This is a genomic window from Mesorhizobium sp. YR577 (genome assembly GCF_900116595.1).
Lineage (GTDB): Bacteria > Pseudomonadota > Alphaproteobacteria > Rhizobiales > Rhizobiaceae > Mesorhizobium_M.
Map to the genome: position 1 here is coordinate 30,514 of NZ_FPBI01000001.1, position 20,973 is coordinate 51,486.

Genomic DNA, 20,973 nt, shown 5'->3' on the forward strand with positions numbered 1-20,973 from the left:
TGGTCTCCGTCGGTTGCACTGTCACCAAAACGCGCCATTACCGATTTGGTTTCATCCGGCAGAAATTCAGCCACGTGCCGATGAGACGGCGGCGTTACGCCACGCGGCCGGCGCGGTTGAAACATGCTAGTTTCAACGGGATTTGTAGAAACCGAGGTTCCGGACATGCCTGCGGTACAAAGCTTTTCAAACTCGGACAAATTGCTGCCGGGTACGCGCTTCGCCGATCGTTATAGCGTTGTGGTCAAGGGACAATCGCTTGATGCAATCACGGCGTCGGAGCGGGTGTTCCTCAAAAGCCCGGCCTGGGTCGGACGGCTGATGGCACTGCGCAATCTTCTGGTCAAACCGTTCGGGTTGAAAACCGGCGCTGAGGATCTTCCGCAACAGCAGAGACGGATCGGGATGTTTCCGGTCCTGAGCCAGACCGCATCGCGTGTGGTGATGGGGCTGGACGATCGGCATCTCGATTTTCGCCTGCTGGTCGATGTGAAAGACCTTGGCGACGGCAGGCAGGAGGTCAGCGCGTCGACGCTGGTCGCTCCGCACAACCGGTTTGGCCGGACCTACCTGGCGATAATCATGCCGTTCCACCGGATCATCGTGCCGGCCATGCTGGCGCGAATTGGGAGAGGTTAACGGTCCACGGCAGTGACGGTAAAACCGTCCTTGCGGAAGAGTTCGACCAGGCCATTGTCACCCGGCAAATGCAGTGCGCCGACAGCGATGAAGGCGTTGCCGCGTGCAAGAATGGGCTCGGCATGTTCGACCATCACGCGGTTGCGGGCGGTGACCATGGTTTCCTCGAAATCAGCGTAGCCGGCATCGTCGCTTTCGCCGCTCGGCAGGACGGCGCGGAACAGCGGCCAGAACATGCCGATCTCACCCTTCTGGTAGAGCACGATCATGGTTTCGGTGACATCGTCCATGCGGTCGCCGAGCTTCAGCGTCTCGACCAGACCTTTCATGTGAAAGTCGAGCGGCAGCGAGGCCATGGCGCGAAGCTGGTCCGCTATGGTCTCCAGCCCTTCGAGCGTCTTGCCGGAGGCCTCGGCGTCCTTGGCGAGCTTGATGTCGAGCACCGGCGCGCCTTGAGCCTTGCGGGCAAGTTCGCAAGCCGGCAGCGCAACGACTGCAGACAGCATCCACGGCTTCATCTTGGCGACGCTTGCCGGCGGAATGCCGCGCGCTTCCAGCGCCTTGTCGACGGTCGCGGCGTCTTCGGGCGACAGCAGCGAAGTCAGCGTCGTGCCGTCGGTGAACATGGTCAGGTCGGGTTCCTTCATGATCGCGGCCATCATCTTGGCCTGATCGATAACCTCAGTCGTTTCGATGACGACCGTGTCGGCGGCATCGAAAGCCTTTTGCGCCGCCGGCGTCAGCGAGGTGACGCGCGGGTCTGTCATGTGCATGGTGCCGAACAGGTAGGACGGCTTTTCGCCGGGTTTTTCCAGCTTCCACAAAAGGCCTTGGCCGTTGACCGTTTGGGCTGCTTCCGCCTTGATCTTTTCCAGCAGCGCCGGGTCGCTTTTCTGGAGGGCCACCAGCATGTCGGTGCCCTTGCAGGCCGGAGCCTCGGCATGGGCCTTGCCGATGGCCAGCAGCGTCACGACGACAAAGGAAATCAAAAACAGCACGTTGAGCGCAGCAAACGCGGCAAGTGCAGTGAGCGCGGTGCGGTCGGCAATGGCGGATATGCGTTTCATGCCCGAGATGTAGGCGCAAAAAACGGCGAAACGGTTAATCGCGATGCGAAAATTATCGCCTTAACGCTTAGAGCGAGATGATTTCTCGTTGAATCGCTATCTCGCTCTAGCATATTGATTTTGAAGCATGATCTTGTCCGAAAAGTCTGCAGCTTTTCGGGATCATGCTCTAGGCGCGGGGATGGGCCGCCTCGTAGATTTCAAGCAGCCGCGCGGTGTCGACACCGGTGTAGACCTGGGTCGTCGACAGGCTGGCGTGGCCAAGCAGTTCCTGGATGGTGCGCAGGTCGCCGCCACGCCCGAGCAGATGGGTGGCGAAGGAATGGCGCAGCGCATGCGGCGTCGCCGTTTCGGGCAGGTTGAGGGCGGAGCGCAGCTTCTGCATCTCGCGCTGGATGATCGCCGGGTTGAGCGGCCCGCCGCGCGTGCCGCGAAACAGCGGCGTCTCCGGCCCGAGATGATAGGGGCAGAGCTTGCGGTATTCGGCCACCGCCTGAAGCGCCACGGGCAGGACGGGAACAAGCCGCGTCTTGCCGCCCTTGCCGGTGATGCGCAGGACCGTGTCCGAAGGGCTGGAAAGGTCCAGTCCGGTAAGGCCGAGCGCTTCGGAAATGCGCAGGCCCGAGCCATAGAGCATGGTCAGCACGGCGGCGTTGCGCGCTGCGACCCACGGCTCTTCTGCAAGCTGGCCGTCTGCCGATACGACGCGCCTGGCGTCGATCGCGGTCAACGGCTTGGGCAGCGACTTCGGCTGTTTCGGCGCGCGCAAAGCTGCAGCACCGGCGGCATTGACGAGGCCCTTTCGTTCCATGAATCGCAGGAGGGAACGGATACCGGCAAGGCCGCGCCCAAGGGTGCGCGCGCCGGCGCCGCCGCTGCGGCGCGAGGCCAGGAAGGCGCGCAGGTCGGCGGGGCGAAGGTCTTTTATATCGGAGATGCCGGGCGCGCCGCCGCAATGGCCGGTGAGGAACTGGAAGAACTGGCGCGTGTCGCGCTCATAGGCATCGACCGTCAAAGCCGACAGCCGGCGTTCCCCGGCCAGCGCCTTCAGCCATTGCTCCCGCGCCGACTGGAGGTCGGGCCGGGCGGCGATGAGGAATTCCTGCTGCATGGACTGTCTTCTCGATGAGTCGCCCGATGCTGAAGCAAGCGGGTTAGCAAGGCGTGAAGGCCACCGAGATTGAAAAGGCGGCTTGGCAGAGATAGAGACGGGCAAAGGATTGAAAAACCCATGCCCAAACCCCAGAATCCCATCCAGATGGCCGTGATCGGCGCCGCCCACGGCATCAAGGGCGAGCTGCGCGTGAAAACCTTCACCGGCGATCCGCTGGCGTTGGCCGACTATGGGCCGCTCTATACCAAGGATGGCAGGGCTTTCGAGATCGTCGATATCAGGCCGGCAAACACGGTCGTGGTTGTCCGCTTCAAGGGCGTTGGTGATCGCAATGCTGCGGAAGCACTGACGGGCACGGAGCTTTTCGTCGACCGCTCGGCGCTGCCGGACGACGGCGACGATGATGAGTTCTATCACGCCGATCTGGTCGGGCTCGCGGTGAAGGACGAAACAGGGGCCGCCGTCGGCAAGGTGAGTGCCGTGCAGAATTTCGGCGGTGGAGACATTCTGGAGGTCACCTATCAGGGCCGGAAGGGCGTGCTGATCCCCTTCACCGAGGCAGCCGTGCCGGAAATCGACATCAATGCCGGCTTCGTACGCATCGACACGGTAGCTGCCGGGCTGGTCGAAGACGGCGACGATGGCTCGGAAGAGCTTGCTGCCGAGAAGGCCGACAATCTGAAGGCAAAGAGCCGGCCGCGCGGGCCGAAGGATGCCGGGGGTAACCGGTGAGCGGTTTTCGCGCCAGCGTGCTGACGCTTTACCCCGAAATGTTTCCGGGCGCTCTGGGCGTCTCGCTGGCGGGCCGGGCGCTGGAGCGCGGCGACTGGTCGCTGGAGGCGGTGCAGATCCGCGATTTCGCGACAGACAAGCACCGCACGGTGGACGACACGCCGGCGGGTGGTGGTGCGGGCATGGTGATGCGGGCGGATATTCTGGCCAAGGCCATCGATGCCACGGCACCCGCCGCCGATCCGCGGCCGAAGCTGCTGATGAGCCCGCGCGGAAAACCGCTGACGCAGGCCCGGGTGCGCGAACTGGCGGCAGGGCCGGGCGTGATGATCCTGTGCGGTCGTTTCGAGGGCGTCGACCAGCGGGTCATCGAGGCGCGGGCGCTGGAAGAGGTTTCGATCGGCGATTTCATCCTGTCCGGTGGCGAACCGGCAGCGCTTGTGCTGCTGGACGCCGTTGTGCGGCTGCTGCCCGGCGTGATGGGCAATGAAGTGTCGGGCGACGAGGAAAGTTTCGAGAACGGGCTGCTCGAGCATCCGCATTACACGCGGCCGCAGGAGTTCGAGGGTATTCCTATTCCCGAGGTGCTGACCTCCGGTAATCACGGCAAGATCGCAGCGTGGCGGCGCGCTGAAGCCGAGAGACTGACCGAGGAAAGGCGGCCCGACCTGTTTTCGGCCTATGAGCGGCCCAAAACCGGCAAAAAAGCTGCGACAAAGGCGTGACAATCGCGCGGGAAGCGTGTATGTGCCCGCTCGCAACCGGGAAAAATCTCCCGGACCCGTCAACGAAAGACGGTGAAATCGCCCCTGCCTCGGCTTCTCGCAGAGAAGATAAGGCATAGCCAAGCGGTCTTTGAACTGGGTGGCAAGTGCAGGGCGCTCTGACTGTTGAGAACCAAGAAAGAGGTCATTGCGATGGACATCATCCGTCAGATCGAGGCTGAACAGGCCGCCAAAATCGAAGCGAAGCGCAAGCTTCCCGAATTCCAGTCGGGCGACACCGTCCGCGTGCTGGTCCGCGTCACCGAAGGTACGCGCACCCGCGTCCAGGCTTACGAAGGCGTCGTCATCGGGCGCTCGGGCTCGGGCTTCCAGGAAAATTTCACCGTTCGCAAGATCTCCTATGGCGAAGGCGTCGAGCGCGTTTTCCCGGTCTACTCGCCGATGGTCGAGGGCGTCGAGATCGTTCGTCGCGGTAAGGTCCGCCGCGCCAAGCTCTATTATCTGCGTGATCGTCGCGGCAAGTCGGCCCGTATTACGGAAAACACCGGCGTGCGCGCCCGCAAGCTGAACGATGCCGAGCGCGATGCGCTGAACGCCGAGAAGGCCCGCATCGAAGCCGAGAAGATCGCCGCCGCCGAGGCTCTGGCCGCCGAAAAGGCAGCGCAGGAAGCCGCCGAGAAGAAGGCCGCTGCCGAGGCTGCAGCAGCCGCTGAGGCCGCCGCTGCTGCTGAGCCGGCTGCAGAATAATCTCTGCATCATATGGTTTCGAAAAGGCGGCTTCGGCCGCCTTTTTGTTTTTCGGATATTGAATTGCGATGTTGAACCGAATGGAGCGCTGCGTCTTGACATATTAAATCGTACACGATTTAATCGTGAAAGATTTTAAGGAGACGATCATGACTGCACTCTATACCACCAAGGCTCATGTCACCGGCGGCCGCGAAGGCCGCGCAACGACCGATGACGGCCTTCTCGATGTCGCGCTTGCCATGCCGAAGGCGCTCGGCGGGGCCGGTGGCGCCACCAATCCCGAGCAGCTTTTCGCGGCCGGCTATGCGGCCTGCTTCGAAAGCGCGTTGCGCTTCATCGCGCGCAAGCAGAAGCTGCCCCTGGAGGATGCGGCCGTGACGGCCACCGTTTCGCTGCTGCCGAATGGCGAGGGGTTCCGGCTGGGCGTGGCGCTCGAGGCCGAAACGAAGGGGCTTGAGACGGGAGCCGCAGAGGCGCTGGTCGCCGCCGCGCACAAGGTCTGCCCTTATTCCAATGCCATCGCCGGCAATGTCGACGTGGCGCTGTCGGTGAAGGCTGGATGACGCAGGAAGACATCAGGGACACCAAGGCGCGGGAAACGTCCCGCGCCGATACCGTGCTGAAGCTGGAGCGCCAGCTTTGCTTTGCGCTCTATTCGGCAAGCAGCCTGTTCACGCGGCTCTATCGTCCGCTGCTGGAGCCGCTCGGCCTGACCTATCCGCAGTATCTCGTCATGCTGGTGCTGTGGGAACGTTCGCCGCTGACGGTGAGCGAAATCGGTGCAGCACTCGGCCTCGATTCGGCAACGCTGACGCCGCTTCTCAAGCGCCTTGAAGCGGCGGGCTATGTCACGCGCCGGCGCGATACCGCGGACGAACGCCGCGTGCTGGTGGAGCCGACCGAGCGCGGGACGGCATTGAAGGAAAACGCCCGGGATGTGCAGAAGGAATTGCTGTGCAGTCTGCCGCTGCCGGCGGCCGAACTCACGGCTTTGCACGAAACGCTGGGCCGGTTGAATCGCGGCATGCGCGGTGCCGGCGAAACGGAAAGCTGAGTAGCCAACTCCCACCTCCCGGGAAATGAAATCGCTGCAAGGACGCATCTTGCGAAAATCTCGTGCCGTCGCGCCGGGGGAAGCGACGGTCCTGCGCTTGCAAGGTATCGCTGGTCGAGTACAGTCTGCGGCGAAATTACCTTCGACCGCATGGCATCGTGACAGGAGCCAGACCATGAACCGCTTCCAGCTTTCGCTCGCCGGCCTCCTGGCTGTGCTTCTTCTTCCCGTAGCCGCGTTTGCGCAGTCGCTGCCCGACCTCGGCGGCAAGACGGTGACTGTGGTGACGGAGAACGCCTACCCGCCGCTGCAATTCGTCGATCCCAAATCCGGCCAGCAGATCGGCTGGGAATATGACGCCATGAACGAGATGGCCAAGCGCCTGAACTTCAAGGTCGAGTACCAGAACACCTCCTGGGACGCGATGATACAGGCGGTGTCGGACGGGCAATACAACATCGGCATGACCGGCATCACCATCAAGGAAGACCGCAAGGAGAAGGTCGATTTCTCCGCCCCCTACATGCATTCGGAAATGCGCATGCTGGTGCGCTCCGACGAAAGCCGCTTCACCGACGCCAAGAGTTTTGCAGCACTCAAGGACGGTCTGATCGCCGCCCAGCCGGGTACTACGCCTTTCTTCGTTTCCGTCTATGACGTGCTCGACGGCAATGAGCAGAACCCGCGCATAAAGCTGTTCGAGACTTTTGGCGCGACCGTGCAGGCTTTGAAGACGGGCGATGTCGACCTGGTGCTCACCGACGGTGTTGCGGCGCAAGGCTATGTCGATGCTTCCGACGGCAAGCTGAAGATCATCGGCGGCCCGCTCGGCAGCGAGGATTTCGGCTTCATCTTCAAAAAGGGCTCGGACCTCGTCGCGCCGATCAACGCGGCGATCGCGGCACTGAAGGCCGACGGCACGCTCGATGCGCTGAACAAGAAGTGGTTTCTTGACTACAAGATGGGGCAGTGAGCGTTCGCTTGAAACGCTTATACCGCCCCTCATCCCCCTGCCGGGACCTTCTCCCCGTAAGAACGGGGAGAAGGAGGTTGGCCGCAACGTTGAAGCCCCCCTCTCCCCGTTTACGGGGAGAGGGTAAGGGTGAGGGGCAGCGCTTCGTCGGCAAGTTCAGCCCGCCGCCGCGCATCGTGACGCGTGTCTCCCTGTCCGACACCGCCGCAACATTTCCCTGATGCCGCCGTCCGCCACAAAACCCGACTTCCCCTATTGGCTCGTCGCCGCAGCGGCCATCGCCATTGCCGCTGCCGTTTCCATCGCCGCCAACGATCTCTACGCCCAAGTGTTTTCCGTTGTCGTCAAGGGCGTCGGCATCACGGTCTTCGTCACCATCGTCGCCTACACGCTTGCCTCAGCGCTGGGGCTCGGTGTCGCGCTGATGGGTCTTTCAGGCTCGGTGTGGCTGCGCCAGATTGCGCGTTTCTATGTCGAGATCATCCGCAGCGTGCCGATCCTGGTGCTGCTGTTCTGGGTCGCCTTCGTCGGTGCGCCGGCCATGGTGTGGCTGTGGAACTGGGCGACGGCGCCGTTGCAGGCGGCGGGCATTGTCGGGCCGATGCAGGTGCGTGATTTTTCGCTGTTGTGGCGGGCGATCATCGCGCTGACGGTTGCCTATTCTTCCTTCATCGCCGAAATTTTCCGGGCGGGCATTCAGGCGGTCGATCCGGGCCAGATCGAGGCTGCCAAGGCGCTCGGCCTATCCCGCTACCGGCGCTTCCGGCACATCGTCTGGCCGCAGGCGTTCAAGACCATCCTGCCGCCCTACGGCAACGATTTTATTGCCATGGTCAAGGATTCCTCGCTGGTCTCGGTGCTGGGCGTCGCCGACATCACGCAGATGGGCAAGGTCTATGCGTCGGGGTCGTTCCGTTTCTTCGAGACCTATTCGATCGTCGCCTATGTCTATCTGCTGCTGACGGTCAGCCTGTCGCTGGCCTTGAGAGCGCTGGAGCGGCGATTGCGCAAAGGACAGGAATTTCGATGAACGAAAAGCGGCACAGCGAAGGGCTGGAACAGGTCTATTCCGCCAGGACCGATACGGAGCTCACGCAGGCCTATGCCTCGTGGTCGGGCGATTACGATCGCGAGACGGCAGCCTCCGGCTATTGCCTGCCTTTCATGATTGCCGCCTGGGTGGCGCGATATGTACCGCGCGGAGCAGGTCCATTGCTCGATGCCGGCTGCGGCACAGGGCTTTCCGGGCCTTATCTCCGGGCGCTCGATTATGACGGCATCGACGGGCTGGATTTTTCCGCCGACATGCTGGCAATCGCTCGCAGGCGCAACGCCTATGGTGCGCTGACGCAGGCGGCCCTTGGCGGTCCGCTGCCTTGGGCGGATGGGCATTTCGCGGCGTTCTTCTCGACCGGTGTCTTCACCGAAGGGCATGCGCCCGCCTCCAGTCTTGACGAGTTGGTGCGGATCACGCGTGCCGGCGGACATGCCGTCTTCACCGTCCGCGACGTCGTTCTGGAGAGTGGCGGGTTTCGCGAAAAGTTTGCCGAACTGGAACAGGCAGGGCGCTGGCGTCTCCTCGAGGAAAGCCCGCCGTTCCGTGCCTTCGCCGTCGATGAGGCCGATGTGCTGGTGAAGGCGTTCGTCTTCAAAATTCTTTAGCTGGCAAGCTGCGCTGGAACCGGAATGACGGAGCCACGTTAGCGGCCAACGTCAGCGAGGTGATTGCGTGGAACAGCTCATCGAAGAATTCGGCCATCCGACATACACGTCCTTTCCCGTCGTGGCGGCACGGCTGCTGCTGGCGACGGCGTTCGGCGCCGTCATCGGCTTCGAACGCGAATGGCGCAACAGCCCGGCCGGCTTGAGAACGCACATCCTCGTCTGCGTGGCGGCGGCCATGTTCGGCATCCTGACGATCGAGATCATTCATGCGCCGATGTTTGCCATCGATGCGGTCAAGGTCGATCCTATCCGCGTGGTCGAGGCAGTGACGGCGGGTGTGGCGTTCCTCGCAGCCGGCTCGATCCTGTTCTCGCGCGGCGAGGTGCATGGCCTGACCACCGGCGCCGGCATGTGGCTCGCCGGCGCCATCGGCCTGGCCTGCGGATTGGGCTTCTGGCAGATTGCCGGCTTCGGCACGCTGCTGGTGCTGATCGTGCTCGGCCTGCTGCAGACGGTGCACGACCGCATGAACCTGAAAACGGACAATCAGGACAAGCCGCCGGCCGACCCCAAGGCCGGCAAGTCCCCGGCTCGGCGGAAGGCGTGAACCTGCTGATTGCGGCATCGACGGACTGTTGGTCGTGACGGCGAATGCGTTCCCGCCGGTGGCGCAACCGGCAACCCGAAGCCAGTGATTGCCGAAATGCCAAAACATTGGTAAGAGCGCGGCTATGGAAGAACTGTTTGGAGATCCGGCCTACAAGGGTTTCGTGCTGCAGGACCACAAGCGCCTGCCGAGCCGATTCTTTGCCCGGGTTTCAGGCGCGCGCACCAGCCGCCTATCGTGAGCGGACGCGACCGCCGGCTCGCTTTGCCGGTTCATTCCAGAATTACCGCTCTATCCAAGGACATAGACAATGAGCGCTCCGCGTACCCTCTACGACAAGATTTTTGACGACCACGTCGTCGACCGCCAGGATGACGGCACCTGCCTGCTCTATATCGACCGCCATCTCGTCCACGAAGTGACCAGCCCGCAGGCCTTCGAAGGCCTTCGCATGACCGGCCGCAAGGTGCGTCATCCCGAACGGACGCTGGCCGTCGTCGACCACAATGTGCCGACTTCGCCGGATCGCAAGCTCGGCATCAACCGCAACGAGGAAAGCCGCGTCCAGATCGCGGCGCTCGCCCAGAACGCCAAGGATTTCGGCGTCGAATATTATTCGGAGAACGACGTTCGCCAGGGCATCGTTCACATCATCGGCCCGGAGCAGGGCTTTACCCTGCCCGGCATGACCATCGTGTGCGGCGACAGCCACACCTCGACGCATGGCGCCTTCGGCGCGCTGGCGCATGGCATCGGCACGTCCGAGGTCGAGCATGTGCTGGCAACGCAGACGCTGATCCAGCGCAAGGCCAAGAACATGCTTGTGCAGGTCGACGGCAAGCTGCCTGAAGGCGTCACCGCCAAGGACATCGTGCTTGCCATCATCGGCGAGATCGGCACTGCCGGCGGCACCGGCTATGTCATCGAATATGCCGGCGAGGCGATCCGCGCGCTGTCGATGGAAGGCCGCATGACGATCTGCAACATGTCGATCGAAGGCGGCGCCCGCGCCGGCATCATCGCGCCCGACGAGATCACCTATGCCTACGTCAAGGGCAAGCCGCGCGCGCCGAAAGGCGAGGCGTTGGACATGGCGCTCGAATACTGGAAGACGCTGAAGACCGACGAAGGCGCGCATTTCGACAAGGTCGTGGTGCTCGACGCCGCCAAGCTGCCGCCGATCGTCACCTGGGGCTCGTCGCCCGAGGACGTCGTCGCCGTCACCGGCGTCGTGCCGGATGCGGACGTGATCGAGGACGAGAACAAGCGCAACTCCAAGAAGCGCGCGCTCGAATATATGGGCCTGACCGCGGGTACCAAGATCACCGACATCGGCATCGACCGCGTCTTCATCGGCTCCTGCACCAACGGCCGTATCGAGGATCTGCGCGCCGTCGCCAAGGTCGTCGAAGGCAAGACGGTCGCCTCGACCGTCAACGCCATGATCGTGCCGGGTTCGGGACTGGTGAAGGAAATGGCCGAGGCCGAAGGCCTCGACAAGATCTTCATCGCCGCCGGTTTCGACTGGCGTGAGCCGGGCTGCTCGATGTGCCTTGCCATGAACGACGACCGCCTGAAGCCGCATGAGCGCTGCGCCTCGACCTCGAACCGCAATTTCGAAGGGCGCCAGGGCTTCAAGGGCCGCACGCATCTGGTCTCGCCGGCCATGGCTGCGGCTGCCGCGATCGCCGGGCACTTCGTCGATATCCGCGACTGGCACTAGCCGGCAGCTAAACCCTCATTTCACCGGACGGGGCAACTGTCCGGTGAAATGCCGAGAGTTGTCACAACCGACTTAACCGGTTGTTTGTGGGTTCGCCCTAGTGTTTGCCGCAACGGAAGCGGATCAGAGACACGGGCACTTGGGGGCTAACCTTTTCATAGCGCTGCTTACGCCAGCCTTGTCGCTGGTCTTTGCATCGGCGTTCTTTCTGCTTTGGACGTACCGAAGGCATGGCCATGTGATGGTGCTTTGCCTCTCCTACGTCGCTTACGCGGTCGGTTTCCTGCTGCAGAGCTTCGACCTGCCGATCGGCGTCGCGCCGACGAAGTTTCTCTCCAATACGCTCCTGCTCCTTGCCGCAGTCAGCCTGTCCACGGCAGCGGTCGTTCGCCATGACATGCCCTCGCCGGCCAAACTTCTCTCCTTGCTCGGCATAGGCGGGATAGCCGTGCTGAGCTGGTTTCTCTTCGTTCAGCCAAGCCTTGTCGGGCGCATTTTCGCAATCAACTTTGCCTGTGGCAGCATCTGCCTTGTCGTCGTCACCGCGCTGAGATCCGTCTCCAAGAAGAGCATCGTGGACCGCGTCCTGATTGCCGTGTGCTCGATTGCATCGGTGGATTTCTTCCTGCGTCCGCTGACGGCTGTCTGGATCGTCGGTGAGAGCTACGACAGCTATCACGCCTCGCTCTACTGGCTGCTGACGAACTTCTCGATGGTACTCATCTCGGTGATGCTCGCGCTTTCGCTGATCACCGCGATTGCCCTCGACGTGGTGAAGGAGCTGCAGGCCGAATCGCATACCGATCCGCTTTCGGGCCTGCTCAATCGGCGTGGCTTCGAGGAGAACTCAGCCGAGTGCGTCAAACGGTCGTTGGGGCTATCGCTTCCTGTTTCGCTTGTGCTGGCCGATCTCGATCATTTCAAGTCGGTGAACGACACCTATGGGCACGCCGTTGGTGATGCCGTCATCGCCGCCTTCGCCGCACATCTGCGCACTTCTTGCGGCAAGGACGCGATTGTCGGGCGCATCGGCGGCGAGGAGTTTGCCATCGTGCTTCCGGCCAGCGACCTGATGACGGCGCGGCTTTTTGCGGAAGGGCTGCGCGCCTCGTTCATGCAGCATCGCATCAAGGGCTTGCCCGCAGATGCCGAGAGGATCACCGCAAGCTTCGGTGTTGCCAGCCGCGCGGCAAACGAGGATTTCGAATCCCTCATGCATCGTGCGGACCAGGCGCTGTACCGTGCCAAGAACAATGGCCGTGACAGCGTGAAGCTGGCCGATCAGCTTCCAGCCGATGCCGACTGCTTTGCCGCAGGGTATTACGGCGGGCATATCTGAACGTCGACCGACGTATAATTGCCGGGAATGTGATCCACCCCTGCTCCCACGTTAACGGGTTTTTCGGCTAAGTGTGGTTGTGTGCTCATACAAAAGGGGGCGCAACGGAATGACTGGAGCAGGCGTTGTCCTGGCAATAAACCTGGCTGTTGCCGGCCTGCTCGGCGGGTCGTTCGCCATGGTTGCCGTCTATGACCGCAAGCAGGTGGCGGCGCGGTGGCTGGGTTTCACCTATGGTCTGGCGTTCGTCTATCTCCTGATCGAGTTCGCGATTTCGGTTTTCGGCGTGAATCCGCTGGTCGCAACCGTCTCCTTCGCCACATTCCTGGGCGCGATGGTGCTGTTCAATGTCGGCATGGCCCGCAAATACGAGGTGCCGGTGCCCTGGTGGCTGATGGGCTCGCTTTTCGTGGCGTCGGTCGTGTCGTGCTATCTCATACAGGACATGCCGCGGCAGTCATTCACCCGCATGATGTATTATCAGACGCCTTATTTCATGATGCAGGCGATCGGTGCTTGGATCGTGTTTGCGGCGCGCAGGCGCGGCAAGCTCGAACTCATCCTGATGGGCCTTCTTGCGGCAAGTTCGCTGCAGTTCCTGACCAAGCCATTCCTGTCGCAGGCACTCGGCGGTACGGGCCTTACTGCGCAGCAATATCTGCAGACCAACTATGCAATGGTCTCGCAATCGATGGGGACGGTGTTTGCGCTGGCGATCGCACTGCTCTTCCTGGTCATACTGGCCCGCGACATCCTTGCCGGTGTCACCGTGGCGTCGGAAACCGACTCGCTGTCGGGGCTGCTCAATCGCGGCGGTTTCGAGCGCCATGCGCGTGCAGCCTTGCGGGAGGCGAATCGCGGCAATACGCCCTTGGCCCTGGTCATCAGCGATCTCGATCATTTCAAGTCGATCAACGACAGTTACGGCCATGCCTCCGGTGATCGGGTGATCAAGGCCTTTGCGGGTTTCCTGCGTGACGCATCCTCCAACCATCATATCGCCGGCCGGATCGGTGGCGAGGAATTCGCCATCATCATGCCCGGCGCCAATCTGGTGTCGGCGCGGCTTTTCGCCGAAGGCGCCCGCAGCGCTTTTTCCGGCTTGCCGGTGGCGGGATTGCCCGAAAACCTGCGATTCACGGCAAGCTTCGGCGTTGCGGAACTCGCAGCCGGAGAGGATGTGTCGGAATTGCTGCTGCGCGCCGACAAGGCGCTCTACGAAGCCAAGAAGGGCGGCCGCGACTGCGTCAGGATTTCACTGGCATCGGAAAACGGCAGGCGCAGCCCGTCAACCCACAGGCGCTAAGTCTGAGCGGACTTTGATCATGATCTAGCGGCAGGGGCCGCCCTGCAGCGGAATCTCGCCCTGGTCGAAGCCGTACATATAGCTTCGGCCCTTGACCAGAACGGGCGGGCGGAAGCAGCCGCGCTCATAGGCAAATATGCCGCCGGGCCCCTCGACATGCACGACCTTCGGCCGACCGGCCTGGGTGTAGCTTGAGAGCTCGCGGGCCATATGGCCCTGACCAACGACGATCCGCTTGTAGCCGGCCGCAGTTTCAACGACGAGATTGCCGAAACTGTCGGCATAGACGCGGTCATGGTTGCCGCCGGCCAGTGCCGGCGAGGAAGCGCCGATGGCCGCGACGGCCAGAATCATCGGCAGGAAAAGCATCTTGCGGCCGTTCGAATGCATGGCTTTCTCCATCGAGCGAGGTCGACCCTCGATGGCATAACGTTAACGCTTTATTAACCTTTGTTAAGAGCCTCGCGCGCTTGCAGCGAAATGAATTAACAAACGTGGTTAATTTTCAGTGTTTGCGCCGCCTTGGCTGCCAGCCGGGCTGATCACGGGATCCGCGGGTGCGGTCCGCAGTCCCGTGGTTGATCTTTCGGTGGCAAACCGGGTAGCTTGCGCGGCATGTCAGACAGAAAATCGAGCGGCGGCGCGTTCCTCATTGCCGCATTCGCCATGATCCCGCTGTTGCTGGTCGCCTCCTGCGTTTCAGAAGGACATGCCGGCGGTGATGCCGCCAAGGCGGCGGGCACGGAAACGACCAGTCAACCAAGCCACGCGACATACAGCTGCGGCCCGAGAGGCACGCTGACGGTCGACAATTTCCGCACCTCGGTGAAGCTGGTCGATCCCGAAGGCGAGAGCGTCGATCTGCCCGCTTCGCCGGCCACGCAGCAGTCGCGCTACGGCGAGACGCCCTATGCGCTGGTGCTGGACGGCAAGGAGGCGCTCTACATGAAAAGCGGCAAGGAACCGGTGACCTGCAATCGCTGATTCGCCGTTCTGGTTGCGCTGCAACACAGCGCGATCCGAAAGCGGCGCCCCTGCTCTTGTCGCCGACGGTTCAATTCGCCGTGTTTTGTCATGCAGGCTTCAATCGATTGAAGCGGAAACAGTGACTTGACCCTCTCGCGCTTTTGACGAAATAGCTCTTCCGAAACGCTTTTCCGGCTTTGACGCGGTGCAAAAAGCGCATTAGAACGCGGCTGTCCGAAGTCGCATTCCGAGAAGGCCACGCCGCATTCCCGCATCGGCACCTTCGGAATATTTCGGGCGACGAAAGGGGAGCCATGAGCAAATCACCAGCCACCCAAGCAAGGCCTCTGTCGCCGCATCTGACGATCTATAAACCGCTGATCACGATGACGATGTCGATCATCCATCGCATCACCGGCGGGGCGCTTTATTTTGGCACGCTGCTGGTCGCCTGGTGGCTGATCGCGGCAGCGACATCAGAGCAATATTTCGATTTCGTCAGCTGGGTTCTTGGAAGCTGGATCGGCCGTCTCGTGCTGTTCGGCTACACCTGGGCGCTGATGCAGCACCTGATGGGCGGCATCCGCCACCTGATCTGGGATACAGGCGCCGGGCTTGAAAAGCGCACCGCCTCCAAGATCGCCTGGGCGACTGTCATCGCGTCGGTCGTGCTGACCGTGCTCATCTGGGTCGCCGGCTACATGGCGCGGGGGATGTGATCATGGCTGATATGCGCACACCTCTCAAAAAAGTCCGCGGCTTGGGCTCGGCCCGCGAAGGCACCGAGCATTTCTGGCGCCAGCGGCTGACCGCCATCGCCAATATCCCGCTCACCCTGTTCTTCATCGGCCTGCTGGTCTCGCTCAACGGCGCCAGCTACGCCGAAGTGCGGGCGGTGCTTGCCAATCCCTTCGTGGCGCTGATCCTGGCGATGTTCCTGATCTCCGGCCTCTATCACATGCGGCTCGGCATGCAGGTCATCATTGAGGACTATGTGCACGGCGAGGGCGGCAAGCTGGCGCTCATCGTGCTCAACACGTTTTTCACCATCGCGGTCGGCGTTGCTTCGCTCTTCGCCCTGCTCAAAATCGCATTCGGGGGCTGACCATGGCCAAGGATCAAAAAGGCAATGGCGCGGCACCGGCCGGCAGCGGTTACACCTATGTCGACCACAAGTTCGACGTGGTGGTGGTTGGCGCCGGCGGCTCGGGCCTGCGCGCCACGCTCGGTATGGCCGAGCAGGGGCTGAAGACCGCCTGCATCACCAAGGTTTTCCCGACGCGCTCGCACACGGTTGCGGCACAGGGCGGCATTGCCGCCTCGCTGTCCAACATGGGTCCGGATTCCTGGCAGTGGCATATGTATGACACCGTCAAGGGCTCCGACTGGCTCGGCGACATGGATGCCATGGAATACATGGTCAAGCAGGCGCCGGCTGCCGTCTACGAGCTCGAGCACTACGGCGTGCCGTTCTCGCGCACCGAAGAAGGCAAGATCTACCAGCGGCCATTCGGCGGCCACATGATGAACTATGGCGACGGCCCGCCCGTGCAGCGCACCTGCGCTGCCGCCGACCGCACCGGCCACGCTATCCTGCACACGCTTTACGGCCAGTCGCTGAAGCACAATGCGCAGTTCTTCATCGAGTATTTCGCGCTCGACCTGATCATGTCGGACGATGGCGTCTGCACCGGCGTCGTCGCCTGGAACCTCGACGACGGCACCATTCACCGCTTCTCGGCCAAGATGGTCGTGCTGGCGACGGGCGGCTATGGCCGCGCCTATTTCTCGGCAACGTCGGCCCATACCTGCACCGGCGACGGTGGCGGCATGGTTGCCCGTGCCGGCCTGCCGCTGCAGGACATGGAGTTCGTGCAGTTCCACCCGACCGGCATCTATGGCTCGGGCTGCCTGATCACCGAGGGCGCGCGCGGCGAAGGCGGCTATCTCGTCAACTCCGAGGGCGAGCGCTTCATGGAGCGCTATGCGCCGTCGGCCAAGGACTTGGCCTCGCGCGACGTGGTTTCTCGCTGCATGACGCTGGAAATCCGCGAGGGCCGCGGCGTTGGCAAGAACAAGGACCACATCTTCCTGCATCTCGACCATCTCGATCCGGCTGTGCTGCATGAGCGCCTGCCGGGCATTTCGGAATCGGCAAAGATTTTTGCCGGCGTCGACGTGACCCGCGAGCCGATACCGGTTCTGCCGACCGTGCATTACAATATGGGCGGCATTCCCACGAACTACTGGGGCGAGGTGCTGAACCCGACCAAGGACAATCCCGACCGCGTGTCGCCCGGCCTGATGGCTGTCGGCGAGGCCGGCTGTGCCTCGGTGCATGGTGCAAATCGTCTCGGCTCCAATTCGCTGATCGATCTGGTGGTGTTCGGCCGCGCTGCCGCCATCCGCGCCGGCGAGGTCATCGACCGGGCGGCACCCATTCCGCCGATCAATGAGAAGTCGGTCGAGAAGATCATGGCCCGCTTCGACCGCCTGCGTAACGCCAATGGCAGCACGCCGACGGCTGTTCTTCGCGAGAAGATGCAGAAGATCATGCAGGAAGACGCCGCCGTGTTCCGCACCCAGGAATCGCTGGCGCAGGGCTGCAAGCGCATGTCGGCGCTGTGGAGCGAGCTCAAGGACGTCAAGGTGTTCGACCGCTCGATGATCTGGAATTCCGATCTGGTCGAGACGCTGGAACTGGAAAACCTGATGGCCAACGCCATTCCTACCGTCTATGGCGCGGAAGCGCGCAAGGAGAGCCGCGGCGCGCATGCGCGCGAGGATTTCGACAAGCGCGACGACGCCGGCTGGCGCAAGCACACGCTGGCCCATGTCGCCGAGGACGGCAAGGTGACGCTCTCCTACCGGCCGGTTCACACCGAGCCGCTGGTCAGGGAAGAAGACGGCGGCATCAGCCTGGCAAAGATCGCGCCCAAGGCGCGGGTCTATTGATCGAGGGATAATCGAGATGGTCGAACTTACCCTTCCCAAGAACTCCCAGATCAGACAGGGCAAGACCTGGCCGAAGCCGGAGGGCGCCACCAATCTGCGCGAATACCGCATCTATCGCTGGTCGCCGGACGATGGCGAGAACCCGAGCATCGACACCTATTTCGTCGACATGGACGATTGCGGGCCGATGGTTCTCGACGCGCTGTTGTGGATCAAGAACAACATCGACCCGACGCTGACCTTGCGCCGTTCCTGCCGCGAGGGCATCTGCGGCTCCTGCGCCATGAACATCGACGGCTCGAACACGCTCGCCTGCACCAAGGGCTGCGACGACATTTCGGGCGCGATCAAGATCTATCCGCTGCCGCATATGCAGGTGGTCAAGGATCTGGTGCCGGACCTGACCAATTTCTACGCCCAGCACCGCTCGATCGAGCCCTGGCTGAAGACCGTGTCGCCGGAGCCGGCCAAGGAATGGCTGCAGAGCCATGACGACCGCGCCAAGCTCGACGGGCTCTACGAGTGCATCCTGTGCGCCTGCTGTTCGACCTCGTGCCCGAGCTACTGGTGGAACGGCGACCGCTATCTAGGCCCGGCAACGCTGCTGCAGGCCTATCGCTGGCTGATCGACAGTCGCGATGAGGCAACCGGCGAGCGGCTCGACAATCTCGAAGACCCGTTCCGGCTCTACCGCTGCCACACCATCATGAACTGCGCGCAGACTTGCCCCAAGGGTCTCAACCCGGCCAAGGCGATTGCGGAGATCAAGAAGATGATGGTGGAGCGGCGGGTTTAGGCGCCGTTGGTGCGTCCTTCGAGGCTCGCCGTTTGGAGTTTGCTCCTAACAGCATAGGGGCGTGCGGGCTCGCACCTCAGGATGAGGGACGTTTTGCCCCGGTTGGAAGCTCTAAAGGGTTCCGGTGTTCTTGGCACGCTGGCGGTAGATCGATATTAAAGCTTGCGCGACCTTCCTCATCCTGAGGTGCGAGCCTGTTTGAAATGTCCGCCCTTGATGCGGCGTTTGATGGCGAGCCTCGAAGGACGCACGATCAGCCACATAGCGAGTTCATGAACATGTCAGATGGCGCCACAGACCTCCCCGTCCTCAATCCCTCAGAAGCCCGCGTACTCGGTTGCCTGATCGAGAAGAAGGAGCTGACGCCGGATGTCTATCCGCTGACGCTCAATTCGGCCCATGCCGCCGCCAACCAGAAGACGGCGCGCGAGCCGGTCATGGCGCTGGAGCAGGGGGAGGTGCACCGGGCGCTGAAGCTACTGGAGCAGAAGGGGCTGGTTCGCCAGGTCTTCGGGTCGCGTGTCGAGCGCTACGAGCATCTTGCCGCGCAGCGCTTTTCGATGACTTCGCCGCAGATCGCCATTGTCGGCCTGCTCCTGCTGCGCGGTCCGCAGACGGTGAACGAGCTTCTGGCACGCAGCGAGCGCATGGCGCGGTTCCCGTCGGTAGACGAACTGCGCGAAGAACTCGACATGCTGATCGGCAAGCGCCCGGCGCTGGTGCAGGAAATCGGTCGCGGTCCCGGGCAGCGCGAGGACCGCTACGCCCATCTTCTGAGCGGGCCGGTGGACGTTGCCGCATTTGCAGCGCAGCGCAGCGTGTCATCTGTGCCGGCGTCTGATCTCGAGGCGCGGATCCAAGCCCTGGAGGAAGAAGTCGCAGCTTTGCGCGCCCGCCTCGATGCGCTGGGCGCCTGAGCCGGCGACCGAAGATCGGCCCGGAAGCAGTCCGTCACCTGAATAATCACGCCAGCGTGTTTCAGCTTGATTTTGAAACCTCTTGCGGTTCGGCTACGTCTTTACCGCAGGAGGATGTTTCATGGTGCGCAGAGCTTTCGCAGTAACCTGTCTTGCACTTGCTGCCGCGCTGTCAGCGCCGGCAGGTGCCGCATTCGCCAAGACGCAGACGGCGATCTTTGCCGGCGGCTGCTTCTGGTGCGTGGAATCGGATTTCGACCATGTGCCGGGCGTGACTTCAACCACCTCCGGCTATATCGGCGGCACCAACGACAATCCCACCTATGAGGACCACACCGCCGCCGGACACCGCGAGGCCGTGAAAATAGAATTCGACGATACCAAGACCAGCTACGACAAGCTGCTCGACGCCTTCTGGCATTCGGTCGATCCGACCGACGATGGCGGCCAGTTCTGCGACCGAGGCCACAGCTATACGACCGCGATCTATGCGGTGGGTGCCGAGCAATTGGCCGAGGCGGAGAAATCGAAGGAAGCGATCGCGGCGGTGCTGAAGCAGCCGATTGCCACGGAAATCGTCGCCGCACCGACCTTCTGGCCGGCCGAGGATTACCATCAGGATTACTACAAGAAAAACCCGGTCCGCTACAAATACTACCGCTATTCCTGCGGGCGCGATGACCGCATCGATGCCGTGTGGGGCAAGGCCGCGCATCAGGGCATCGCCGCGCACTGAGCGCGCGCTGCCGCAATGAAAAAGGGCGCCACAAGGCGCCCTTTTTTATTGATGGACCCGAATATCAGGCGAGACTGGCGTTCAGCGTGACCTTGATTGCGCCGAGCGCCTTGGAGACCGGGCATTCGGCCTTGGCCTTCTCGGTCAGTTCCTTGAATTTGGCGGCGTCGATGCCGGGCACCTTGCCGGTGAGCGTGATGGCGCTTTCGGTGATGCCGGTGCCGGGAATGAGGGTGACCACCGCCTTGGCGTTCAACTCGTCGGCGGGCGTGCCGTTTTCGGCCAGGAAATGCGAGAGCTGCATGGCAAAGCAGCCGGCATGGGCAGCGGCGATCAGCTCCTCCGGATTGGTGCCGGATTTGCCGCTCTCGTCCTCGAAACGCATCTTGAAGGAGTAGGGCGCGGCCTTGAGGGCGCCGCTCTGGGTGTCGAGCGTGCCGGCACCCTCGGTGAGCGTTCCCTTCCAGACGGCGGTGGCGTGACGGTTCATGAGGTTCTCCCATTTGATTTTGCAGGCCGATGATGCGGCGACGGGTTGAATATAGCGCGCCTTTCCGCATCTGCCATGTGTGACCGCTTTCGGGGCATGCGAAAAAAGTCGTTGTCAAAAATGTCGGGAAGCCGGAGCGCCTGTCGTCCTAGGGGCGGCCACGGAATGTTTCCGTGGCGTGTGCAGGAGGTTCGAATGTATTCGCTGCTTCACGCCGATCTTGGAAAGATCGTCCCCAAACCCGGTCAGGTGACTGCCGGCGGCTTTTGTATCCCGTCATCAGGCGTGGCGCGCCTGCTGGTCATGCTGACCGTCATATTTTCTGCCGTGCATGTTCTCGATGTCGCATCGTCCTATGCTCCAGACAGGCAGCCGGACCTTCTTGCGCAGGCAGATGTCACCTATGAGAGGAGATAGAT

At 62.4% G+C, this 20,973-nt stretch carries 25 protein-coding genes; 21 read left to right on the forward strand and 4 right to left on the reverse strand.

All coding sequences use genetic code 11. From position 1 onward, the window contains the following. Positions 1-165: 165 nt before the first annotated feature. Complete coding sequence (locus BM413_RS00160; protein ID WP_091908713.1) at positions 166-639, forward strand: DUF2867 domain-containing protein; 474 nt, start codon at positions 166-168, stop codon at positions 637-639. Here the strand turns inward: BM413_RS00160 and BM413_RS00165 are convergent. After that, the gene (locus BM413_RS00165; RefSeq protein ID WP_091908716.1) at positions 636-1,706 is read right to left on the reverse strand and encodes a TraB/GumN family protein; all 1,071 of its coding nucleotides are present in this window, start codon (positions 1,704-1,706) and stop codon (positions 636-638) included. The genes BM413_RS00160 and BM413_RS00165 overlap by 4 nt on opposite strands. A gap of 169 nt (positions 1,707-1,875) precedes the next feature. Continuing rightward, positions 1,876-2,817, reverse strand: coding sequence for a tyrosine recombinase XerC (locus tag BM413_RS00170; protein WP_091908719.1), 942 nt, complete (start codon positions 2,815-2,817; stop codon positions 1,876-1,878). Positions 2,818-2,937: 120 nt separating this feature from the next. Between BM413_RS00170 and rimM the strand changes: the two genes are divergently transcribed. From rimM to BM413_RS00235, 12 genes are all read left to right on the forward strand, one after another. Beyond that, positions 2,938-3,552 carry a ribosome maturation factor RimM gene (rimM, locus tag BM413_RS00175; RefSeq protein WP_091908722.1) on the forward strand — a complete coding sequence of 205 codons (615 nt, stop codon included), beginning with the start codon at positions 2,938-2,940 and terminating at the stop codon, positions 3,550-3,552. Next, a complete protein-coding gene (gene trmD, locus BM413_RS00180; RefSeq protein WP_091908725.1) occupies positions 3,549-4,277 on the forward strand; it encodes a tRNA (guanosine(37)-N1)-methyltransferase TrmD in 729 nt (242 codons plus the stop codon). Before rimM ends, trmD begins: the two co-directional genes overlap by 4 nt. Before the next feature lie 192 nt (positions 4,278-4,469). Further along, the gene (gene rplS / locus BM413_RS00185; RefSeq protein ID WP_091908728.1) at positions 4,470-5,024 is read left to right on the forward strand and encodes a 50S ribosomal protein L19; all 555 of its coding nucleotides are present in this window, start codon (positions 4,470-4,472) and stop codon (positions 5,022-5,024) included. A 149-nt stretch (positions 5,025-5,173) separates the two neighbouring features. Next, on the forward strand, positions 5,174-5,590 hold the full coding sequence (locus tag BM413_RS00190) for an organic hydroperoxide resistance protein (RefSeq protein WP_091908731.1): 417 nt from the start codon (positions 5,174-5,176) through the stop codon (positions 5,588-5,590). Continuing rightward, positions 5,587-6,081: a MarR family winged helix-turn-helix transcriptional regulator gene (locus BM413_RS00195; RefSeq protein ID WP_091908734.1), complete on the forward strand. Its 495-nt coding sequence runs from the start codon at positions 5,587-5,589 to the stop codon at positions 6,079-6,081. The genes BM413_RS00190 and BM413_RS00195 overlap by 4 nt, the downstream gene beginning before the upstream one ends. Before the next feature lie 175 nt (positions 6,082-6,256). Further along, a complete protein-coding gene (locus tag BM413_RS00200) occupies positions 6,257-7,054 on the forward strand; it encodes a basic amino acid ABC transporter substrate-binding protein (RefSeq protein WP_091908737.1) in 798 nt (265 codons plus the stop codon). 220 nt (positions 7,055-7,274) lie between these two features. After that, the gene (locus BM413_RS00205; protein ID WP_091908739.1) at positions 7,275-8,084 is read left to right on the forward strand and encodes an amino acid ABC transporter permease; all 810 of its coding nucleotides are present in this window, start codon (positions 7,275-7,277) and stop codon (positions 8,082-8,084) included. Then, positions 8,081-8,716 (forward strand): class I SAM-dependent DNA methyltransferase, encoded by a 636-nt coding sequence (locus BM413_RS00210; RefSeq protein ID WP_091908742.1) that lies wholly within the window; start codon positions 8,081-8,083, stop codon positions 8,714-8,716. The genes BM413_RS00205 and BM413_RS00210 overlap by 4 nt, the downstream gene beginning before the upstream one ends. Before the next feature lie 67 nt (positions 8,717-8,783). Continuing rightward, positions 8,784-9,326, forward strand: a complete 543-nt coding sequence (locus BM413_RS00215; RefSeq protein ID WP_091908744.1) for an MgtC/SapB family protein — start codon at positions 8,784-8,786, stop codon at positions 9,324-9,326. 310 nt (positions 9,327-9,636) lie between these two features. Next, entirely contained in the window at positions 9,637-11,049 is a 1,413-nt protein-coding gene (gene leuC / locus BM413_RS00225) for a 3-isopropylmalate dehydratase large subunit (protein WP_091908748.1), read from the forward strand. 139 nt (positions 11,050-11,188) lie between these two features. Then, the gene (locus BM413_RS00230) at positions 11,189-12,388 is read left to right on the forward strand and encodes a GGDEF domain-containing protein (RefSeq protein ID WP_091908750.1); all 1,200 of its coding nucleotides are present in this window, start codon (positions 11,189-11,191) and stop codon (positions 12,386-12,388) included. Between the two features lie 109 nt (positions 12,389-12,497). Continuing rightward, positions 12,498-13,694, forward strand: a complete 1,197-nt coding sequence (locus BM413_RS00235; protein ID WP_091908752.1) for a GGDEF domain-containing protein — start codon at positions 12,498-12,500, stop codon at positions 13,692-13,694. Between the two features lie 24 nt (positions 13,695-13,718). Here the strand turns inward: BM413_RS00235 and BM413_RS00240 are convergent, their stop codons facing one another. Continuing rightward, entirely contained in the window at positions 13,719-14,084 is a 366-nt protein-coding gene (locus BM413_RS00240) for a DUF2790 domain-containing protein (protein WP_244537702.1), read from the reverse strand. Positions 14,085-14,309: 225 nt separating this feature from the next. Between BM413_RS00240 and BM413_RS00245 the strand changes: the two genes are divergently transcribed. The 7 genes from BM413_RS00245 (at position 14,310) to msrA (ending at position 20,064) form a co-directional block, all read left to right on the forward strand. Beyond that, positions 14,310-14,678: a hypothetical protein gene (locus BM413_RS00245; RefSeq protein ID WP_139238535.1), complete on the forward strand. Its 369-nt coding sequence runs from the start codon at positions 14,310-14,312 to the stop codon at positions 14,676-14,678. A 296-nt stretch (positions 14,679-14,974) separates the two neighbouring features. Then, complete coding sequence (sdhC, locus tag BM413_RS00250; protein WP_091908758.1) at positions 14,975-15,379, forward strand: succinate dehydrogenase, cytochrome b556 subunit; 405 nt, start codon at positions 14,975-14,977, stop codon at positions 15,377-15,379. Between the two features lie 2 nt (positions 15,380-15,381). Then, entirely contained in the window at positions 15,382-15,765 is a 384-nt protein-coding gene (sdhD, locus tag BM413_RS00255) for a succinate dehydrogenase, hydrophobic membrane anchor protein (protein ID WP_091908761.1), read from the forward strand. 2 nt (positions 15,766-15,767) lie between these two features. Then, a complete protein-coding gene (gene sdhA, locus BM413_RS00260) occupies positions 15,768-17,615 on the forward strand; it encodes a succinate dehydrogenase flavoprotein subunit (protein WP_091908763.1) in 1,848 nt (615 codons plus the stop codon). A 16-nt stretch (positions 17,616-17,631) separates the two neighbouring features. Next, the gene (locus tag BM413_RS00265) at positions 17,632-18,411 is read left to right on the forward strand and encodes a succinate dehydrogenase iron-sulfur subunit (protein ID WP_091908766.1); all 780 of its coding nucleotides are present in this window, start codon (positions 17,632-17,634) and stop codon (positions 18,409-18,411) included. Between the two features lie 278 nt (positions 18,412-18,689). Next, positions 18,690-19,328, forward strand: a complete 639-nt coding sequence (locus tag BM413_RS00270) for a YceH family protein (protein ID WP_091910175.1) — start codon at positions 18,690-18,692, stop codon at positions 19,326-19,328. 121 nt (positions 19,329-19,449) lie between these two features. Next, complete coding sequence (gene msrA, locus BM413_RS00275; protein WP_091908768.1) at positions 19,450-20,064, forward strand: peptide-methionine (S)-S-oxide reductase MsrA; 615 nt, start codon at positions 19,450-19,452, stop codon at positions 20,062-20,064. Between the two features lie 64 nt (positions 20,065-20,128). Here msrA and BM413_RS00280 read toward each other — a convergent pair whose 3' ends face one another. Beyond that, positions 20,129-20,554, reverse strand: a complete 426-nt coding sequence (locus BM413_RS00280) for an OsmC family protein (protein ID WP_091908770.1) — start codon at positions 20,552-20,554, stop codon at positions 20,129-20,131. Positions 20,555-20,749: 195 nt separating this feature from the next. On the opposite strand from BM413_RS00280, the gene BM413_RS00285 reads away from it, so the two are divergent. Further along, on the forward strand, positions 20,750-20,971 hold the full coding sequence (locus BM413_RS00285) for a hypothetical protein (protein ID WP_091908773.1): 222 nt from the start codon (positions 20,750-20,752) through the stop codon (positions 20,969-20,971). The last annotated feature ends 2 nt before the right edge of the window (positions 20,972-20,973 follow it).